Origin of the sequence: Rhizobium sp. Root1212 (genome assembly GCF_001424985.1) — a bacterium.
In the GTDB taxonomy this organism is placed as follows: Bacteria; Pseudomonadota; Alphaproteobacteria; order Rhizobiales; family Rhizobiaceae; genus Pararhizobium.
The window spans coordinates 51,573-68,638 of record NZ_LMDA01000007.1; the positions used below are offsets into that span (position 1 = coordinate 51,573).

Sequence of the window (17,066 nt, forward strand, 5' to 3'; positions counted from 1 at the left end):
GTCTCACTTGAACGGGTTGATGTCTTTGTATTGCAGCATCTTGGCGGTCTCAGACTGCTGCGTCAGTCGCATCTGCATCTCGGTATTGAGAGCCGAGACCGCGCCGTTCGAAACGCCGATCAACTCATTGATGGTGCGCGCCGTCTCCAGCTGCATGCGGGTATTGGCGTCGACCGAGCCCTTCACGTCTTCGGATGAGCCGATCTGGCCAGTTGCTGATTGGAGCGACTGTTCCCTCTTGGAGATCCCTTGCGTCGCCTGCTGCGTCAGTGCCGAGAGCAGCGTGACGGTGTTCACAGCTCCGGAGAAGGCACTGTTCATCGCGCCCGCATCGTCGCCGTCAACGATTGCCTTCACCTGTTTGACGAGCTGAAGGCCGTTGATTAACGTCGCCGCGATATTCTGGGAGTTGGCGTCGAGGCCGCCAAAGGACAGGGTTCCACCGTTCATGATTGATGAGAAGGACGGTGCTGCGGAAACTGACATATTGCCGCTTAGGCCGGTCGAGGAAATGCCCATCGACCCGTCGCGGCTGCCGGAGAGGGCGCCAAGGATCGCCTTGGTCTTTTCCAGGATGTCGGTGTTGGTGTTCATGATTTTGCCGGTGTTTTCGGCATTCTTTCTGGCGATCGTCAGGTTGGCATTGTCGATGACCGGAACGTCGGCAAAAGCCGGCGTCGAGACGGCAAGTACGGCGGCTAACGCAAATATCGTTCTCATAAAAACCTCTTTAATCGGCCGCTTCGGCGGCGTTCTGGATGGACAGAAGATTGTCGGCAATCGCGCTGTCGGAATTGCCAGACGATTGAACCGATGTTTCACCTTCGGCTCCAGCGACGACAGCGCAGCGTGGCCAGTCGGCGCGCCGCACCTTCATCTGATCGAGAATGACGGGATCGCAGCTATAAGGATTGACGTTAGGATCGGACTTCATGGCCTTGGCGGTCTCAGAGGTCTTTAACAGGTTCATCTGCAGCCGCGCCTGCAACAGCTCATTGAAGAGGTTACGTGCGGTCATCAGGTTGTTCAGCAGCTCGGCATTGACGGCGCGTGCTTGCGTGTTGTCATCCCAGGCATCTTGGTAGATTTCCGAAGCGCCGACCGATGACGACAGGGCATCGATCCGTCGCCCGGCTTCCTGCACGCGGGCAGAGCTCCTATCGATCCCGGAGATCGCCCTGTCGACGGAGCCAGCGGCGGCACGATTGGCGTTGCGCGTGGCCTCGGATCCGTAGTCGACAGTGGACTTGTAGGATGGCGAAGAGATCTCCTCGATATTGGAGCCGCCAGCATAAGCGTTGAACCATCCATGGTTCCGACCGACCTTGCCGGCCCAGTTCTTCTGTTCTGCCGCAGTCGAGCCATTGTACCAGGAGGCAAGGCAGGCATAGTCTGTCGTCCCGCACTTGTTGACACCGAGACCCAGATATTTGACGCCGCCCTCGATATTCTCCTCGTTGATATCGCGGTCGAAACCCATGCCCTTGCCGGTGCGTTTCGTCAGCTGCATCACGCCCTTGACACCGGTCGGTGAGCCTGAGCAGGTAGAAATCCCGGACTCCGCATGCGCGACAGACAGCGCCAGGCCGACGGGAACATTGTATTTGTCGGCATAGTGCTTGATCAGCTCGACATTGCTGGTGTCTTCATTCACTGCCTGCGCCGGCGATCGATACAAACGCCGGTTCTTTTCCTTCTGCGAGATGTTGCAGCTGGTGACGGTCTGCTCCTCGAGCTGGTCGTCCTGCGTGTCTTTGTCGGTTGCCGAATGGCTTTCTTCCTCGGAGCGCTTTTTCTTCGCGTCGTCATCGATCACAGGAACATCCGCCCAGGCAGACAGCGGTGGCGCAAGGGTTAGCCCTGCGGAGAGCAAAAGAAGAATGGCTTTATGCATCACTTGCCTCCGGTATCGTCCAACCGCAGAAGTGCGGAAGCCAGGCGGCCGGCTCCTCGCCATACGTCTCTCGCAAATTCTCGCACTCGCGAACCGTTTCCGGACGCCCGGACAGCACCTTCACCAGGTCGGGCATGGCGGAGAGGTCGAGGCGGGCGATGATCGAGTCCTGCGCATGCTTGACCAGGAAGGTACGGCTTGCCTTGTCTGCCTGCTTGATGAACCGGAACTCTTTCTCCGACAGTCCGAAGGCTTTGCGGTAACTCTCCTCATCTGCCGATGCGTTTGGGAAGAAGATGTTCGTCATCGTCTGCTCGATGATGGTGTTGCGCAGATCGGAGCGCACGACGTCGGAGGCGGACTGGGTTCCGAAGCCGACGATGCCGTTCATCTTTCGAATGGTTTTTAGCCAGTCCTTGATGAAACCGGAAAACACCTCGTCGTCGAGCAGGCGCCAGCCTTCGTCGAGGAAGATCATCGACGGCCGGCCATCAAGGATATCCTGGATGCGGTGGAACATGTAAAGGAGTGCGGCCGAGCGGGTGCGCTTGTCGGACAGGATTTCTGTCATGTCGAAGCCGATCACCGAGCCTGAGAAATCGAGCTTGTCCTCGGCATTGTTGAAGAGCCAGCCCTTATCGCCGGTCGTCCATTCCTTCAGCCGGTCCGCAAGATCGCCAATACCGGATCGCATCCGGCCCTTCAGCGCCTCCGCTAGCATGTCGAGCCGGCGCTGCGGTCTATCGAAATCGGTATAGATGCTATCGACCGCGTCGGAGATCACCGCCATCTCCTCGGCGTGAAGCACCCGGTCCGCCGGCGTGACCAGATAGGAAATCAGCGTCTTGCCGAAACTGCGATTGGCCGGCGTATCGTCAAGCTGCAGGGGGGCAAACCCGGTCGGCTCGCCGGGAGACATTCGCTCGTAGCGTCCGCCCATGGCGCGCACAAAGATTTCGCCCCCACGGTCCTTGTCGATGAACACACAGCGCGGCCGCGGCTCAACGCGCATTCCTTGGGCAAGGAGGAACGACAGTGCTACCGTTTTACCTGAGCCAGTCGGCCCAATGACCGTGAAATTGCCGACATCGTCTTCGTGGAAATTGAAGAAATAGGCGGTCTGGCTTGTCGTCTCGAGCAGCGAAACGGGTTTGCCCCAATGCACCTTGTGTGTCTGGCCGGATGGGAAATTGTGTGCGGAAAACAGTCCGGCAAAGTTGACCGACGAGATCAACCCTTGTCGGGCGACATAGGCAAAGTTAGCTGGCAGCTGTGCCCACCAGGCTGCTTCCTGATTGAGATCTTCACGTAAAGCGACGACGCCCATGCGGGCAAGTTCAGCCGTGACGTCGGCAACCGCTCGGTTGAGACCGGCAGGCTCGCGGGCCAGGACCGCGACGGTCATATGATGTTTGCCGAAAACGACCTCGCCGGAGGCAAGACGATCGCGGGCGGTCTCGACATCGTCCTCAACGGCCGTGCCGCCGTCGTCGGAATTGGAAATCTGCCGGCTGATGGTCGCAATGGCTTCAGTAACGGACGTTCGGTCTTCCGGGGCGAAGGAATGGGTGACGATGAACTCGTAGGGGAGACGCAGCAGCCCGTCGAGCTGGCCCGGCGTCGTCATCGGCGGATATTCCTTGATCGACACCATTGCCGCGACTTTGGAAGTGGCGCCGTCGTCTGACCAGATTTCGGTCGCCTTGCGACCAAACAGAATGCGACCGGTTCCGACATAGTCGGCAAGCGACATGCGGGGCAGGGGCATCGACCGCTCGTCGCCGGCGGCAAGGATTTTTGCAAAAAACTCTGCCGGTTCCGAGAAGATGCCGCCCTCTCGGGTCACACAGGACAGAAGCTCCGGACGATAAGTGCGGAAATCGCCGACGATCCCCGAAACCATATCCTTCAAATCGCGTAGCGCTTCCCCTTTGGCCTCAATCTCATTGTCCGCCATGCGGAAGACGTCGAACATGCGGTCGACTTTGCCGGCACGGCCGGTCATTGGCCGTCGAATGACGGTCAGATAAAGCTCGTTGACGAACATGGTGCGGTGGTTGAGCCCCTCCATGTAGCGAGCGTTCAGCTCGTCGGCGAACGGATTGTCGAACTCCCCGTCGATTGCAGGGATAATTTGGCGGCGGATAATTGTTGCATAGAGGGCAAAGCGGGAGGATCCGAGCGACCGGACCGTCATGTTGCGGTTGGCAAGACGCGCATTGATCTCTGCCTGGTCCATTGTCTGGTAAGGAAGCCCTGAAAGCTTGATGACCTGAAGAAGCATGCCGGTCTTGGTGACGATGGTCTCTTCATCGACATGGCGCAGATAGGGAACATGGGTGCCGATGCCAATTTCGCGAGCGCGTTCGCGCCCGAACTTCAAATCGTGATTGACAACGTTCATGGGCTATAGCTCCCGCCTCTCCAAAACCGCCTGTTGCGGATCGCCCTGCGCATCGACAAGAAAACCTGGACCACGCGAACGATGTGGACGTCGCGCTGGCAAAGGTAGAGACCGATGAAATGAATGGGCAGGACAATGAGCGGCGCCAGGAAGCTTGAGGTTGCAATGAAGAGGACGATCCCGAACAGTCCGTTGACGACGAAGACGATGATGTCGACACCAAAATACATTGGCGGCCGGGTCAACGGCAGGATCAGCGGTTCCACATCGGGAGCGTCCTCGCGCATGTTAAATGCCCGCCGACGACTTCATGGCATCGACGAGCTGGGCCGCGCCGAAGATGATCGCGATACCGATGACGATGGAGATCGCTCCCTGCCAGGCCATCCGACCGGTCAAAAAGAGGAAGCCGAGAAAGCAAACGGCGATAATCGCCAAAGATCGCGCGACATTGCCCTGAAGTACGCCGACGAACCATTCGAGGATACCTTCGACGGGAGCGGCGGACTGCGCATAGGCGAGGTCCGGCGCGAGTGCCAGCCCGGCTGTGAGAAGGGTAAGGCATACCGTCGCCTTCAAAGGGGAACGTGGTGCGATCGAACATATGGTCATGCGAAAGTCCTCTGGATGTTGAAGGGAATGTTTGGGAACGGTCGATCTATTCGCCGTTCCAGACGTGTTCATCGCGCCAAGGCGAAGGTGCCGATGCGACCATCTGTTTTTGAGTTGAGTGGCCGCCGCCGCGTCGCTCTTCGGCAGCCAATGCCTTGGCATTGAGTGTCCAACGGTTCATCACCTTGACGACGTATTGAGCGGTTTCGTTGAACTCGGGAATGCCGCCCTTTTGGTAGACCCGCTCCGGACCGGCGTTGTAGGCGGCGAGCATCAGCAGCGGATCGTCGAACTCGCCATAAAGTTTCTTCAGGTAACGGACGCCGGCGCGAATGTTTGCCTCTGCGTCGCAGCGGTCCGTAACGCCGTAGTCAGAGGCCGTTTCTGGCATCAGCTGCATGATACCGACGGCGCCGGCGTCGGAGACCTGATGCTGTCCACCTGCGCTTTCGACGTCAACCACAGCGAGTGCGAGAGCCGGATCCAGCTGCTCTTCCATAGCTATCGCTTTGACCATCGCAAGCGTACTCGCCGGATCGACTGGCTCGCAGGCGTTGGCCGGATAGGACGCTGAAAAGAGGAGAAGGAGCGCGATCTTTTTCATTGAAAGGTTCCGGTTGCGGCGTCTCATAATTAAATATAATTAATTCGCCAGGGATCCCCGTGTCAATTCCAAAACGGAGAAATTTCCATGTATCGACAACTCAGGGTCTGCGGCCTGACGATTTTACCGATGTTGCCGAGCGCGTCTTTCGCGATCGAAATGGGCGAACATCCCTATGAGGAGCCGATGCCATCGTATCTGCGCGAGTTCGCCAAGGAGGGTGGAAAAGTCTTCGTCCTCGAACGATTTGATGCCGAGGGCAGACTGGTCGATCGCTCCATAGATCGGGTCAGCGGCGAAATCACAATCACCGGGGCAGTGGAGCGAAGAATTGCCGAGCACGACATTCAGCTACGAGGCTTGAACGGCTGCCCAACGAAGACGGTGACCTACAACCGGGTGCAGACATGGACGTGTATAGACGCCGTTCGTGACTATGCCGGAGCGATTTACAACAGGCGGGCGCACGTCATCCTCTGCAAGACCCTGATGCTCTCGACCGCGCAAGGCCAGACTATACCAGCGTCCTGCTTCGCCCTCGTTGGTGGCGACGGCGAGCCCTACCGCACTGTCAATGACGATGACAGCATGGTGTTTCTCGGTCTCGCAGAGATCGGAAAGACGCCGGCCGGTCGACTACGGCGTCCCGATCTTGAACACGCGCAATCGCTTTCAAAAAAGATGGAGTTTCAAAATGCGGATTGAGCTAACGCTGCTTTTTGCACTTATCGTCGGGTCAGAGGCCAGTGCCGAAGCCAAGACCATCCCGTTTTCCTCGGATGTCACATTCGAGACCGGAGATACCTGGAGGCACGAAGGCAGGAGATACAGGCTGTTCGGCGTTCAATCCTGCATCCGGGGCACAAGCTATCGCGCACCTGACGGGCAGGAAGGTGATTGCGGAATGCGCTCACTCGCGTCTTTGGCGGCTCTGTTTTCAACTGGCACAGTCGGATGCCAGCCGATCGGGAAAGCAAAGGACGGAGCAAGCTTTGTCATCTGTGCGGTAAAGATCGGTGACAGCACAGTCGATGTCGGTACAGCGATTATATCAGCAGGCATTGCCTTTGCGGCAACGTTGCCTTCGGGATCACCGGTATCGACCGCCTACGCAGTGGCGGAACTGGCGGCGCAGGACAACCAAAATGGCTTGTGGGCGGGTTCATTTGAACATCCTGCAACGCGGCTTTCAGCGGGGCGATGAAAACAAATCGCCGATGTCGACATCGAGATTTTGTGCAATTGCTCCAAAGTCCATGATCGTCAGATATTCCCAGGCGCCCGTCTGAAGAAGTTCCAGCCGGTCTTCGGTGATGCCGGCTCTTTGCGCAAATACTTGGGGCTCTATTCCGCTACGCTCAAATTCCTCCGCCAGAATTTGCATTAGCTCGGGAAAGCTTTCAATGGCCATTTGCGGTCATCCTTTTTCACAGTCTGTGCATGGTGAGCGACAAGAGTAAGGGGGATACTTCAGGGATCGCGATAGTGCTGCGCCAAGGCGCGCCGATAGGGTCCCGATTATTAGTCGATGGCTCGGCAGCAGAAATTGGGGTAACCAATTTGCGGACAAGCAGAGACTCATATTTAAATGATCTGTTGCGTCGCTGATTAAATATAATAAATCAACAGCTGTCGACTTACCACTTTAGATGAGCAGGTTGTAACAGTCGTGTCTGACTCCCTCGCGAGGCCCTGATCTTCACATTGACAGGTGCTCTAGCGGTGAAATTGCGCTCGAATTGGCTGATGACGCAATCGAGGCGATTAGTTGAGTATTCCCACCGCCGTGTCACTCATCACAATCATGCTTGCCTGGGTTTCGAAAACAAAAGCGCTCCGCTCATTATTTCCCTCATCATTATTTGCAAGAGAGGCGACCATTGACGGACCCTGTATGACAACAGTCACGTCCGAAGACTGCAAATCCGATGCGACTTCACGCTTCACCTGCCAAGCGTATCGGATTGCGTCTTGCATGTTTGCCAACTCAGTCCCTAAACGATCTGTGTCGCGGGTTGTACCTGCATGGATGTGGAAAAAAAATCTCAACGTATCGAGCCTCACGCTATGAACGACGCGACGTAATTAGCTTTCGGCCGGTTATCCGGAAACCCCTAGAATTATTGTGGTTTTGACATTTTTTTTAAAAAGCACATAATATCAGTAAGATCGGGAATAGTTTTTTGTGAATTTGCGTTACATCGAAATCTTGATCTACGTCATCGCACGGCTCCTGACGCCCGTCGGCGAAGATGGCTGCCGCGTGCAAACGCCAGTTAATCGAGCACTGGTGCGACTTCCGTGCTGAATTCCGGCATGACCGTAGGTTGTCCCAAGGGATGGAGCTTTGCCTTCACAGAACGACAATCTGGGGGGAAGGAATGGAATTAGGAAAGTGCACGCGCGGGTCTATCGGAGGCGTTCAAACCGTAAGCTGCCGAGTGTATGTGGCCACGAGAGCGAGGATGCACTGATACGTTCCTCGTTGAATTTGAAAATGGAATCTACCGTTTTCCGTGCTGCCGATATCTTCATCGCCGCCGTCCACCGTCGGGACATGGTCAATGTCGACTGGGCGAACGCGCTGTGAGCCGCTCCCAAACCGGCGGCGAAAAACGGGTACGTACCTCACGATGTCGAACGCGCTTTTGCCTTGTGCCACTGAGACTTTTGTCTGAGTATGGTCATGCCGGACGTCGCGAGGAGGCGGCTTTACGGCAAAGTGTCAATTCCTTGGGAGGAAAATGATGCATATTTCCGATACAGCAATACCGCCGAAAGATCTCACAATGCTCCAGACTGTTCTGGATGCTTGGTGTACTCAGCACAGCATCGCGCGCCGTGATGCGACGGCGGAGGCCAGGATACTGATCAGTGAATATAAGCGCGGAAACCGCTCACAGATCAGGCTTATTGACGCCCTTATTAACAATACGCCGCATTAGTCGTTCTTAACCCTGTGCTAAGGCCCGGACAGATTGAACTGCCCCCGGGATTTGGGGTTTCAAATTCGGGGGTCTGCCCGTCGAGATGCACCTATGCTTAGAGCTATGAGAGCTCAGCGGATGGACGGGCATAACGCATTTGTGGATCTTTGGTGGGCCCGGCAGGACTTGAATCTGCAACCAATCGGTTATGAGCCGACGGCTCTAACCAATTGAGCTACAGGCCCGGCAGCCGTCTTCTAAAACATATGCAACACGACAGCAAGGCAAGTCGAAGGCAACAGTGTGAGGAAGCGCATCGACGTGAGAACGAGGACGACGCCAGTCCGTCGAACTCCAGTCCGGCAGACAAAAAAACCTCCGAACGAAATACAAATCGGAGGGTTTCTGAGATGTCCACCGGATGCAGCTCAGGTCAGCCGGCCACATCAAAATGGGTCAAACGTCTTAAATTTTGATGACCCTGAAGTGGGGCGCGGTGTCACTGGCCGAGTTCAGCCTCACTCGGTACCTTGATCTCGATGCTGACCTCGGAATCGAGGACGATGTAAAGATCCCTGACCATCCGCTGCGTGGAGAAGGCCATGATGCCATTCTTCGCGAGGGACCTTCAATGCGCCGGCTGCGACCGTTCGCGGGTAGATGAGCGCGTCACGCCCGATGATGGGTACAATACCAATCTGCGCCCGCATTTCGACAATGGTCGCGATTGCCCGATCAAGCAGGCGGCTGACGTCGATACCGGTAAGCTTCTCGGTTTCATTCGCTGCCCGAACCAGCTCTGAAACAAGCTGCGGTATTCCGTGCATTGCACCATCTCCCACGCGCCCGACTCGCGCAAATCTCCACCGGCACAAGCTCAACAAGATCAGTCGGTTCAATCTGCGAAAGTCCAGCTTTCCACTTCGCGGTCCTTCAAGGCAGCGCGCCCACATTCTCGATGCTAAAAGGGGTTGGCATCCACTTTCGCCAACCAATCTCACTTTGGGCCTTTAACCCCGTGCCGGCCAGCAATGGATGATATCTGAAAAAATGACGAGCTTTCGAAGAAAGCCGTCACACCTTTATCCGTTGATCTTGAGGTCTTGGATTTTGCTTTTGGGATGGCCCGATTGCTGAAGAAGGAATACCGCCTCACCGAAAATCTCGCGCCGTCGCCGAATTCTGGCTTTGACGGCGCGATCATGTTCACCAGGCGTTTTCGTTGCGGGAGGCGTGACCGACCCCTCATTCTCAAGCATGTCGATCAACAAGTTGCGCATGACGCAGTTTTGTTCCTTCAGATGTCCAAGCTCAATAGCCATTGGCGACATCGACAGCTTACGGGCAATTGCTGCCTCGATCGCCTGCTCGACCAACCGGGTTTTCGCCGCGAAAAAGCGCCCCACGAAAAACGTGCAAACGATGATAGACATGGCAACGATGACATACAGCATGGTGGGGCTCCGATCTCTGGACTGAAGTCGTGATGATGAAGCGCATTTTCAATGGGACGGCTTTGCCGATCAGTTAGCCCGGTGGCTTCCCGCAATACATCGGTCGTCCGTCATCCCCTCTCCTCCATGTCCTTCTGGAATTCTCCCAGGAGCAGCAGCTCTTCAACGTGCTTCGTTACCAGGGTGGGGTCTGCAGGCTTTCGTATCCATTTGACGTTTTCAAAGACCGAGGCGGCATCCGATGGCGCCGAACCGGAATAGACGATGAACGGGACGTGCTGGCTGGCCAGGTGCATTGCGACCCTCTCGCTCGACCCTTCCCGCAACCCGATATCGAGGATCGCCAAATCTGGCTTGTGTGTAGAAAGCCACGTCAGCGCGCCGGTGTTCGAGAACTGAAGCTCGGTTGAAAACCCCGCTTGGTCGAGGGCATGTTCGAGGTCCATCGAAATCAAGGGCTGATCTTCGACAACCAAAATCTGATGGGAATTGTTTAAACGGGACACGGCTTCACCTGCATTCGATTTTGGAGCGCGCTTGTCGCCCCAGTGGTCGTCGCCGCATGTTCTTGTGCGAGGCCGACAGCCTGACGATAGGCTTGATCGCCAGCAGTTCAAATTAAGTATTTCAAAGTGTCACTGCCCCTTCGTCGTATGGAGGATCACGTTTCACGGCTGGTGATGATCTTTGGCTATAGACTGTCAGACCGCTGTGGGTGCCACGGGGAGATCTTGGAACAAATTCCGGAACGCTTTCGTTTTCAGGTCAGATGGATGATCGGATCTACCATGCCTCGGAAACTAAAGCCCTTCGCCTCACTTGTCTTGGCCGGTCTGATGCTGGGATCAACAGTGACGCCTGCAAGCGCATTTCACATCATGGAAGGTAACGCTCCTGCTTCCGGCGCCGACGGTGTTGTGGCCTTCGCCGGCGCTCCTGCTCATTCGGTGCAAGCTGATACGTCGATACTGTCGCCCGAAGACATCCTTCACATCCGCTGGTGTGCAACACGCTATCGGACCTATCACGCGACAGACAACTCCTACGCCAGTCCCTCCGGTCAACGTGTTGCCTGTCGTTCGCCGTATTAAATTGCCGAGGTGAAATACTACACCGGGCGAATACACGGTATCAGCGTTTGGAACTGGTGGCTTCGCCGCCTTCCGCCCAATCCGTAAATTTCCGGCCAAGTCTCCGCAGCCTTTTGAAAAGTCCACCGCACCAGCGGCCCCATCGAGACGCTTAGATTCCTGATTCATTTCGATTTTCCGCCCATTGGCTTTTTGCGATGACAAAAAACCCGAATCTCGCCGCCTTGACTCTTCTGCTTGATCGGAACAGAACGGGAACGTCAACTGTTTTCGGGGACATGAAGCCCCACCCAACGCGAGCCGAGGAGGCCTGTGAACGATGCCGCGCGCCTATTATACTCGGGTCATCGATGATCTCAGGCAGAGGATCGCGCATCTGGAAGGAGCTGCCTCCAGAAAAGCGGTCGTTCTGCCATTCGGTATTCCCGAAATGGACGACCGTCTTCCGGGCGGCGGCCTTTCCTTTGGTGCGATCCACGAGATCGCCGGCGGCGGCGCCGGGACCGTGGACGGAGCAGCGGCCGCTCTTTTTGCGGGAGGGATTGCCGCGAGGGCGAAAGGCAAGGTCCTTTGGTGTCTGACCCGTCCCGATCTGTTTGGTCCTGCACTGTCGCAGGCAGGCTTGCATCCTGACCGCGTGATCTACTGCGAAGCCGACCGGGAAGAGGATGTCCTGGCATCGATGGAAGAGGGACTGTCCTTTGGCGGTCTTGCGGCTGTGGTGGGGGAGCTGGTCAGGCTGCCGATGACACAGTCGCGCCGCCTCCAGCTCGCTGCTGAGAAAACCGGGACGATGGGGTTGATCGTCAGAAGGTGGCGGCGGCAGTCCGAGGCCTCCGACTTCGGAAACCCCTCAGCGTCAACGACACGGTGGCGCATCAGCGTTCTCCCATCGGAGCCTTTGCCAACTGTCGGCGTCGGACGGGCGCGATGGCTGGCCGAGTTGATGCGCGTGAAAGCAGGCGAGTGTGCCGAGTTCGAACTGGGAGCCTGTGATGCCAAGGGTCGTGTGTGCCTATTTCCCGTATCTGGCGACGGATCGGATACGCAAGCATGGAGAGGGAGTCGTGCCATCTGACCAGCCGATCGTCGTTATCTCGAAATCCGGATCGAAGCGATGGGTATCGGCTGCGGATCCTGCCGCACGGAAACTCGGCCTTCGTATCGGCATGGCGGCCAGCAAGGCGCAGGCCGTCATCGCTGGTCTTACCATGATCGATGCAGATCCGGCCGCAGATGCCGCGGCTCTCGAGCGGCTAACGCTCTGGGCGCTCAAACAGTATAGCCCGGTCGTCGCGGTCGATGGCACGGACGGTCTCGTGATGGATACGGAAGGTGCCGACCATCTTCGAGGCGGCGAGACATTGATGATCACGGGCCTTGTCAATTTGCTTCGTGGAAAAGGCCTGACCGTCCGGGCCGCGGTGTCAGACACCTGGGGTGCTTCACACGCAATTACCAGGCTTGTGTCTGCGGAAACGACGATTGTTCCAATTGGCGGTGTCTCGAAGGCCGTCGTGGGATTGCCGATCCAATGCCTACGCCTACCGCCCGACACGATCCATGGCCTGCGGGTTCTCGGTGTGGAAACCGTGGGCGAGTTGTCGGCCATGCCGCGCGCGCCGCTCACCCTACGCTTCGGGCTGGAGGTTGGGCGGCGTCTGGACCAGATCTTCGGTAGGGTGGCGGAGCCGATAGAGCCGCTTCGTACGCCGGAGCTGGTCGAAGTCTCGCGCAATTTTCAGGAGCCGATCGGCGCGGCGGACACGATCGCGAAATATATCGGCAAGCTCGTCATCCAGCTGAGCGCCAAGCTTGAGGAGCGCGGTCTTGGCGTCCGGCGATCCGACCTCGTCATTCATCGGGTGGACAACACACGGCAGTCGGTACGCGCCGGCCTTCAAAAGCCTGTTCGCGACCCGCGACGCCTGACAAAGCTGCTCTGCGACCAGATCGAGAAGATCGATCCCGGCTTCGGCATCGAGAAGATGATCCTTGTCGCTGTCATGGTCGAGCCGCTGGAAGAGCGGCAGGTTACGTCGTCGCTGATCGAAGAAGAGGTGGTCGATGTCACACCGCTCATTGACGTTCTGGGCAATCGCGGCCAACGACTGTACCGTCTGACACCGGTGGCCTCTGACGTTCCGGAACGCTCAGTCAGACGCATATCGCCAGTCGCGGATGAAACGGGAGCCGACTGGGCCGTCAAATGGCCCCGGCCGTCACGGCTGTTCGCCCATCCCGAGCAGATCGAGACCTTGGCCGTGCTGCCGGACCAGCCGCCCGTGGTGGTGACATGGCGGGGAAAACGCCGCAGCATCGTCCGGGCGGATGGACCCGAGCGCATCTTCGGCGAGTGGTGGTTGCGTCCACGCGAGATGGAGGCAGTGCGCGATTACTTCGTTGTCGAGGACGAGCAGGGCGAGCGCCTCTGGGTCTATCGCGCAGGCGACGGCGTGGATTTAAGCACCGGATCGCACCGGTGGTTTCTGCACGGGATTTTCGGATGAGATACGCCGAACTCCAGGTGACGACGCATTTCAGCTTTCTTCGGGGAGCGTCGAGCGCGGAGGAATTGTTTGCCACCGCCGCCGCCATGGGCATCGACGCTCTTGGCATTGTCGATCGCAACTCTTTGGCCGGGATCGTGCGCGCCTGGGAGGCGGCAAAAGCCACGGACGTTCGCCTGGTTGTCGGCTGTCGCCTCGACCTCGCCGACGGCATGGCGATCCTTGTCTACCCGACTGAGCGCGCTGCCTATTCACGGCTGACGCGCCTGCTGTCTCTTGGCAAAAGCCGGGGCGGCAAGGGAAAATGTATCCTCCAGCTTGAAGACGTCGAAGCTTATAGCGAGGGCCTGATCGCAGTCCTCGTGCCAGACGAGGCGGATGACGTCTATGCCGGGCAGCTGCGCAAAATCGCTGCGATCTTCGGCGACAGGGCCTATGTCAGCCTGTGTCTGCGCCGCCGCCCGAACGACAGGCTCCGTCTTCACAACCTTTCTCACCTGGCTCTCAGGCATGGTGTGAAGACCGTTGTCACCAACAACGTGCTGTTTCACGATCCCGGCCGCCGTCAGCTGCAGGATATCGTCACCTGCATCCGAAACCGCACGACCATCGACAGCGTCGGTTTCGACCGCGAGCGCCATGCCGACCGCTTCCTGAAAGACCCCGAGGAAATGCATCGCCTGTTTTCCGAGTATCCGGAGGCGCTGGCAAGGACGCGCGAGGTCGTGGAGCGCTGCAAGTTCGATATGAGTGAACTGCAGTACCAGTACCCCGAGGAAGCGATCGTTCCGGGGCTCGATGCCCAGCAGTCACTGGCCAAGTTCGCCTGGGAAGGCGCAACCGAGCGATATCCCGAAGGTCTTCCGGAAAAGGTCCGCAAAGCCATCTTGCATGAGCTCGAGCTGATCCGGGTCATGCGATACGCGCCGTATTTTCTGACGGTCTACTCCATCGTCCGGTACGCCCGGTCAAAGGGCATTCTATGCCAAGGGCGCGGAAGCGCCGCCAACTCGGCCGTCTGCTATTGTCTTGGGATCACCAGTATCAATCCGGAAACCTCGGACCTGCTCTTCGAACGCTTCGTGTCGATGGAGCGGAACGAACCACCTGACATCGACGTGGACTTCGAGCACAACAGGCGCGAGGAGGTCATCCAGTGGATCTACGAAACCTACGGGCGTAGCCGGTCTGCCCTCTGTTCGACAGTGACACGCTATCGCGCCAAGGGCGCTCTGCGTGATGTCGGCAAGGCGCTCGGCCTGCCCGAAGACCTCATCGGTCAACTGTCGTCGGGGATCTGGGGATGGTCGAAAGACGGGGTCGGCGAAAAACAGCTCAAAGAAAACAACATGAACACGTCGGATTACCGACTGCGCCTGGCGCTGGACCTCGCGGGTCAGCTGATGGGCGCACCGAGGCATCTCGGCCAGCATCCCGGAGGTTTCGTGCTGACGCAGGACCGCCTGGACGACCTGGTGCCGATCGAGCCGGCGTCGATGAAGGATCGCCAGGTTGTCGAATGGGACAAGGACGACATTGAGGCGCTGAAGTTCATGAAGGTCGATGTCCTTGCGCTGGGCATGTTGTCGTGCATGGCGCGATCCTTCGAGATGCTGGCCTCTTATAAAAACGATCCAAAGGGCCTTGCCGATATCCCACAAGGGGATGCCAGAACCTACGCCATGATCCGTCGCGCCGATACACTTGGCACCTTCCAGATCGAAAGCCGGGCGCAAATGGCCATGCTGCCACGACTGAAGCCACGCGAGTTCTACGATCTTGTGGTCCAGGTGGCGATCGTCAGGCCCGGTCCGATCCAGGGCGACATGGTTCATCCCTATCTGCGCCGCCGCGAAGGCAAGGAGAAGGTCGAATATCCGACGCCGGAACTGGAGGCCGTGTTGGGGAAAACCCTGGGCGTTCCGTTGTTTCAGGAGAGCGCCATGAAGGTGGCGATGGTCTGCGCCGGGTTTTCTGCCGGCGAGGCCGATCAGCTGCGGCGCGCCATGGCGACTTTCAAGTTCACGGGCGGTGTCTCGAAGTTCAAGGACAAGCTGGTCAGCGGCATGGTGAAGAATGGATACACACCCGAGTTCGCCGAGAGGACCTTCACACAGCTGGAAGGCTTTGGTTCGTACGGCTTTCCCGAAAGCCATGCGGCGTCGTTCGCTTTGATCGCATATGCCTCGTCCTGGATGAAATGCCATCATCCCGATATCTTCTGTGCGGCGCTGATCAACAGCCAGCCGATGGGGTTTTATTCCGTGGCGCAGATCGTCACCGACGCCCGCCAGCACGGGGTCGAGGTCCGTCCTGTCTGCGTCAACGCGTCCCGCTGGGACTGCACTCTCGAGCGCATCGGAATTACGGACCGTTTCGCCGTGCGTCTTGGGATGCGGGTTGTCAAAGGGGTTCCGATTAACGACGTCGCGCGGTTGGTGTTGGCGCGGGCAGAGCAGCCGTTTGAGAGTGCCGACGACATGTGGCGTCGCTCTAGCGTGCCGACGGCCTCTCTGGTCAAGTTGGCCAAGGCAGACGCCTTCCTGCCGTCGCTGGGTCTTGAACGGCGCGAAGCGCTCTGGGACATCAAGGCGCTGCGCGACGAACCGCTGGAGCTGTGGGCGGCGGCTGCCGCGCGCGAAGCAAAAACCGTCGCCGAACTGCAGGAACCAGATGTGACACTGAAGTCCATGACGGAGGGACGAGAGGTCATCGAGGACTACACCAATACCGGGCTAACCCTGCGCGCTCATCCGATGTCGTTTCTCCGCAAGGACCTTCAAGCCAAACGCATTGTGACCTGTGCGCAAGCGATGAGTGAGCGCGACGGCAGATGGCTCTGGACGGCTGGCCTTGTTCTTGTGCGGCAAAGGCCGGGATCAGCCAAAGGCGTGATGTTCCTGACGCTGGAAGACGAAACCGGCATCGTCAACGCAGTCGTCTGGCCTTCGCTGTTCGAAAAGCAGCGAAGGGTGCTGATGACAGCGTCGATGATGGGTATTCACGGCAAGATTCAGCGAGAAGGCGAAGTTGTCCATCTGGTTGCCCAGAAGCTGTTCGACTTCTCAAGCGATCTGTCGAGCCTTGGCGATCGGGACAGCGCATTCGTGCTCCCGCACGGCCGCGGCGACCAGGTCAAAAGTGGCGGCGGCCCGGACCCGCGCGACACCCCGAAGCCTGCGGTCCAGACAAGGGACATCTATATTCCCGATCTCCATATTGATACCTTGCGGGTGAAATCGAGGAATTTCCATTGAGCGGCGTGCAAGCAAACGTATCGACGGATATCGTCACGACGCTTGAGACCGCGGCCAACACGATCCATGGTGTCACGCTCAAAGAACGGCGCCGGCTGATCGAACAAGGTATCGAGGCCGCCACCAACGAGCGGGCGCAACTCCTGGTTCGCGGAGAGATCATTCCCCTGGAGCCTGCCTTCATGGTGGATATGCCCACACTGGCCGAGACGGCCGGCCACAGCGATACCGTTGCCGTCATCGTCAGCGCCGGCATGTTGATGCTGGCCGCGGAGATCGGCCGGCTTCGTCGCCTCATCGTCAGAGGTTAGTC

17 protein-coding genes and 1 tRNA gene are annotated in these 17,066 nt (G+C 58.0%); 8 read left to right on the forward strand and 10 right to left on the reverse strand.

Annotated elements, in window-relative coordinates:
* Window positions 1-3: 3 nt before the first annotated feature.
* From ASC86_RS10085 to ASC86_RS10110, 6 genes are read right to left on the reverse strand one after another with little or no spacing between them, the layout of a single operon-like run.
* On the reverse strand, window positions 4-780 hold the full coding sequence (locus ASC86_RS10085; protein ID WP_162244990.1) for a type IV secretion system protein: 777 nt from the start codon (window positions 778-780) through the stop codon (window positions 4-6).
* The gene (locus ASC86_RS10090; protein ID WP_056320001.1) at window positions 731-1,894 is read right to left on the reverse strand and encodes a transglycosylase SLT domain-containing protein; all 1,164 of its coding nucleotides are present in this window, start codon (window positions 1,892-1,894) and stop codon (window positions 731-733) included. The genes ASC86_RS10085 and ASC86_RS10090 overlap by 50 nt, the downstream gene beginning before the upstream one ends.
* Window positions 1,887-4,298 carry a VirB4 family type IV secretion/conjugal transfer ATPase gene (locus ASC86_RS10095; RefSeq protein WP_056320004.1) on the reverse strand — a complete coding sequence of 804 codons (2,412 nt, stop codon included), beginning with the start codon at window positions 4,296-4,298 and terminating at the stop codon, window positions 1,887-1,889. The genes ASC86_RS10090 and ASC86_RS10095 overlap by 8 nt, the downstream gene beginning before the upstream one ends.
* A complete protein-coding gene (locus ASC86_RS10100; RefSeq protein ID WP_056320007.1) occupies window positions 4,295-4,585 on the reverse strand; it encodes a VirB3 family type IV secretion system protein in 291 nt (96 codons plus the stop codon). Before ASC86_RS10100 ends, ASC86_RS10095 begins: the two co-directional genes overlap by 4 nt.
* A 1-nt stretch (window position 4,586) precedes the next feature.
* Window positions 4,587-4,910 carry a TrbC/VirB2 family protein gene (locus tag ASC86_RS25055; RefSeq protein ID WP_162244991.1) on the reverse strand — a complete coding sequence of 108 codons (324 nt, stop codon included), beginning with the start codon at window positions 4,908-4,910 and terminating at the stop codon, window positions 4,587-4,589.
* A 46-nt stretch (window positions 4,911-4,956) separates the two neighbouring features.
* Window positions 4,957-5,514: a lytic transglycosylase domain-containing protein gene (locus tag ASC86_RS10110; RefSeq protein WP_056320013.1), complete on the reverse strand. Its 558-nt coding sequence runs from the start codon at window positions 5,512-5,514 to the stop codon at window positions 4,957-4,959.
* Between the two features lie 87 nt (window positions 5,515-5,601).
* Here ASC86_RS10110 and ASC86_RS10115 point away from each other — a divergent pair, with 87 nt between their 5' ends.
* Window positions 5,602-6,219, forward strand: coding sequence for a hypothetical protein (locus tag ASC86_RS10115; RefSeq protein WP_056320021.1), 618 nt, complete (start codon window positions 5,602-5,604; stop codon window positions 6,217-6,219).
* The gene (locus ASC86_RS10120; RefSeq protein WP_056320024.1) at window positions 6,209-6,718 is read left to right on the forward strand and encodes a hypothetical protein; all 510 of its coding nucleotides are present in this window, start codon (window positions 6,209-6,211) and stop codon (window positions 6,716-6,718) included. Before ASC86_RS10115 ends, ASC86_RS10120 begins: the two co-directional genes overlap by 11 nt.
* Here the strand turns inward: ASC86_RS10120 and ASC86_RS10125 are convergent.
* Window positions 6,704-6,925, reverse strand: a complete 222-nt coding sequence (locus ASC86_RS10125; protein ID WP_056320026.1) for a hypothetical protein — start codon at window positions 6,923-6,925, stop codon at window positions 6,704-6,706. The two genes, ASC86_RS10120 and ASC86_RS10125, sit on opposite strands and share 15 nt — an antisense overlap.
* A 1,684-nt stretch (window positions 6,926-8,609) precedes the next feature.
* Window positions 8,610-8,686, reverse strand: a tRNA-Ile gene (locus ASC86_RS10140).
* Window positions 8,687-9,043: 357 nt separating this feature from the next.
* Between ASC86_RS10140 and ASC86_RS10145 the strand changes: the two genes are divergently transcribed.
* Window positions 9,044-9,244, forward strand: a complete 201-nt coding sequence (locus ASC86_RS10145; protein WP_056320034.1) for a hypothetical protein — start codon at window positions 9,044-9,046, stop codon at window positions 9,242-9,244.
* Window positions 9,245-9,523: 279 nt separating this feature from the next.
* Here the strand turns inward: ASC86_RS10145 and ASC86_RS10150 are convergent, their stop codons facing one another.
* Both ASC86_RS10150 and ASC86_RS10155 read right to left on the reverse strand, forming a co-directional pair.
* Window positions 9,524-9,895: a hypothetical protein gene (locus ASC86_RS10150; RefSeq protein ID WP_056320037.1), complete on the reverse strand. Its 372-nt coding sequence runs from the start codon at window positions 9,893-9,895 to the stop codon at window positions 9,524-9,526.
* Between the two features lie 110 nt (window positions 9,896-10,005).
* The gene (locus ASC86_RS10155; protein WP_156386983.1) at window positions 10,006-10,401 is read right to left on the reverse strand and encodes a response regulator; all 396 of its coding nucleotides are present in this window, start codon (window positions 10,399-10,401) and stop codon (window positions 10,006-10,008) included.
* Between the two features lie 225 nt (window positions 10,402-10,626).
* Here ASC86_RS10155 and ASC86_RS25060 point away from each other — a divergent pair, with 225 nt between their 5' ends.
* The 5 genes from ASC86_RS25060 (at window position 10,627) to ASC86_RS10175 (ending at window position 17,064) form a co-directional block, all read left to right on the forward strand.
* Window positions 10,627-10,986 (forward strand): BA14K family protein, encoded by a 360-nt coding sequence (locus ASC86_RS25060; RefSeq protein WP_244477577.1) that lies wholly within the window; start codon window positions 10,627-10,629, stop codon window positions 10,984-10,986.
* Between the two features lie 319 nt (window positions 10,987-11,305).
* Window positions 11,306-12,064: an ImuA family protein gene (locus tag ASC86_RS10160; RefSeq protein WP_056320041.1), complete on the forward strand. Its 759-nt coding sequence runs from the start codon at window positions 11,306-11,308 to the stop codon at window positions 12,062-12,064.
* Window positions 11,982-13,496 (forward strand): DNA polymerase Y family protein, encoded by a 1,515-nt coding sequence (locus ASC86_RS10165; RefSeq protein WP_200943798.1) that lies wholly within the window; start codon window positions 11,982-11,984, stop codon window positions 13,494-13,496. The genes ASC86_RS10160 and ASC86_RS10165 overlap by 83 nt, the downstream gene beginning before the upstream one ends.
* Complete coding sequence (locus ASC86_RS10170; RefSeq protein ID WP_056320047.1) at window positions 13,493-16,753, forward strand: error-prone DNA polymerase; 3,261 nt, start codon at window positions 13,493-13,495, stop codon at window positions 16,751-16,753. The genes ASC86_RS10165 and ASC86_RS10170 overlap by 4 nt, the downstream gene beginning before the upstream one ends.
* Window positions 16,750-17,064 (forward strand): hypothetical protein, encoded by a 315-nt coding sequence (locus tag ASC86_RS10175; RefSeq protein ID WP_056320051.1) that lies wholly within the window; start codon window positions 16,750-16,752, stop codon window positions 17,062-17,064. Before ASC86_RS10170 ends, ASC86_RS10175 begins: the two co-directional genes overlap by 4 nt.
* Window positions 17,065-17,066: the final 2 nt, after the last annotated feature.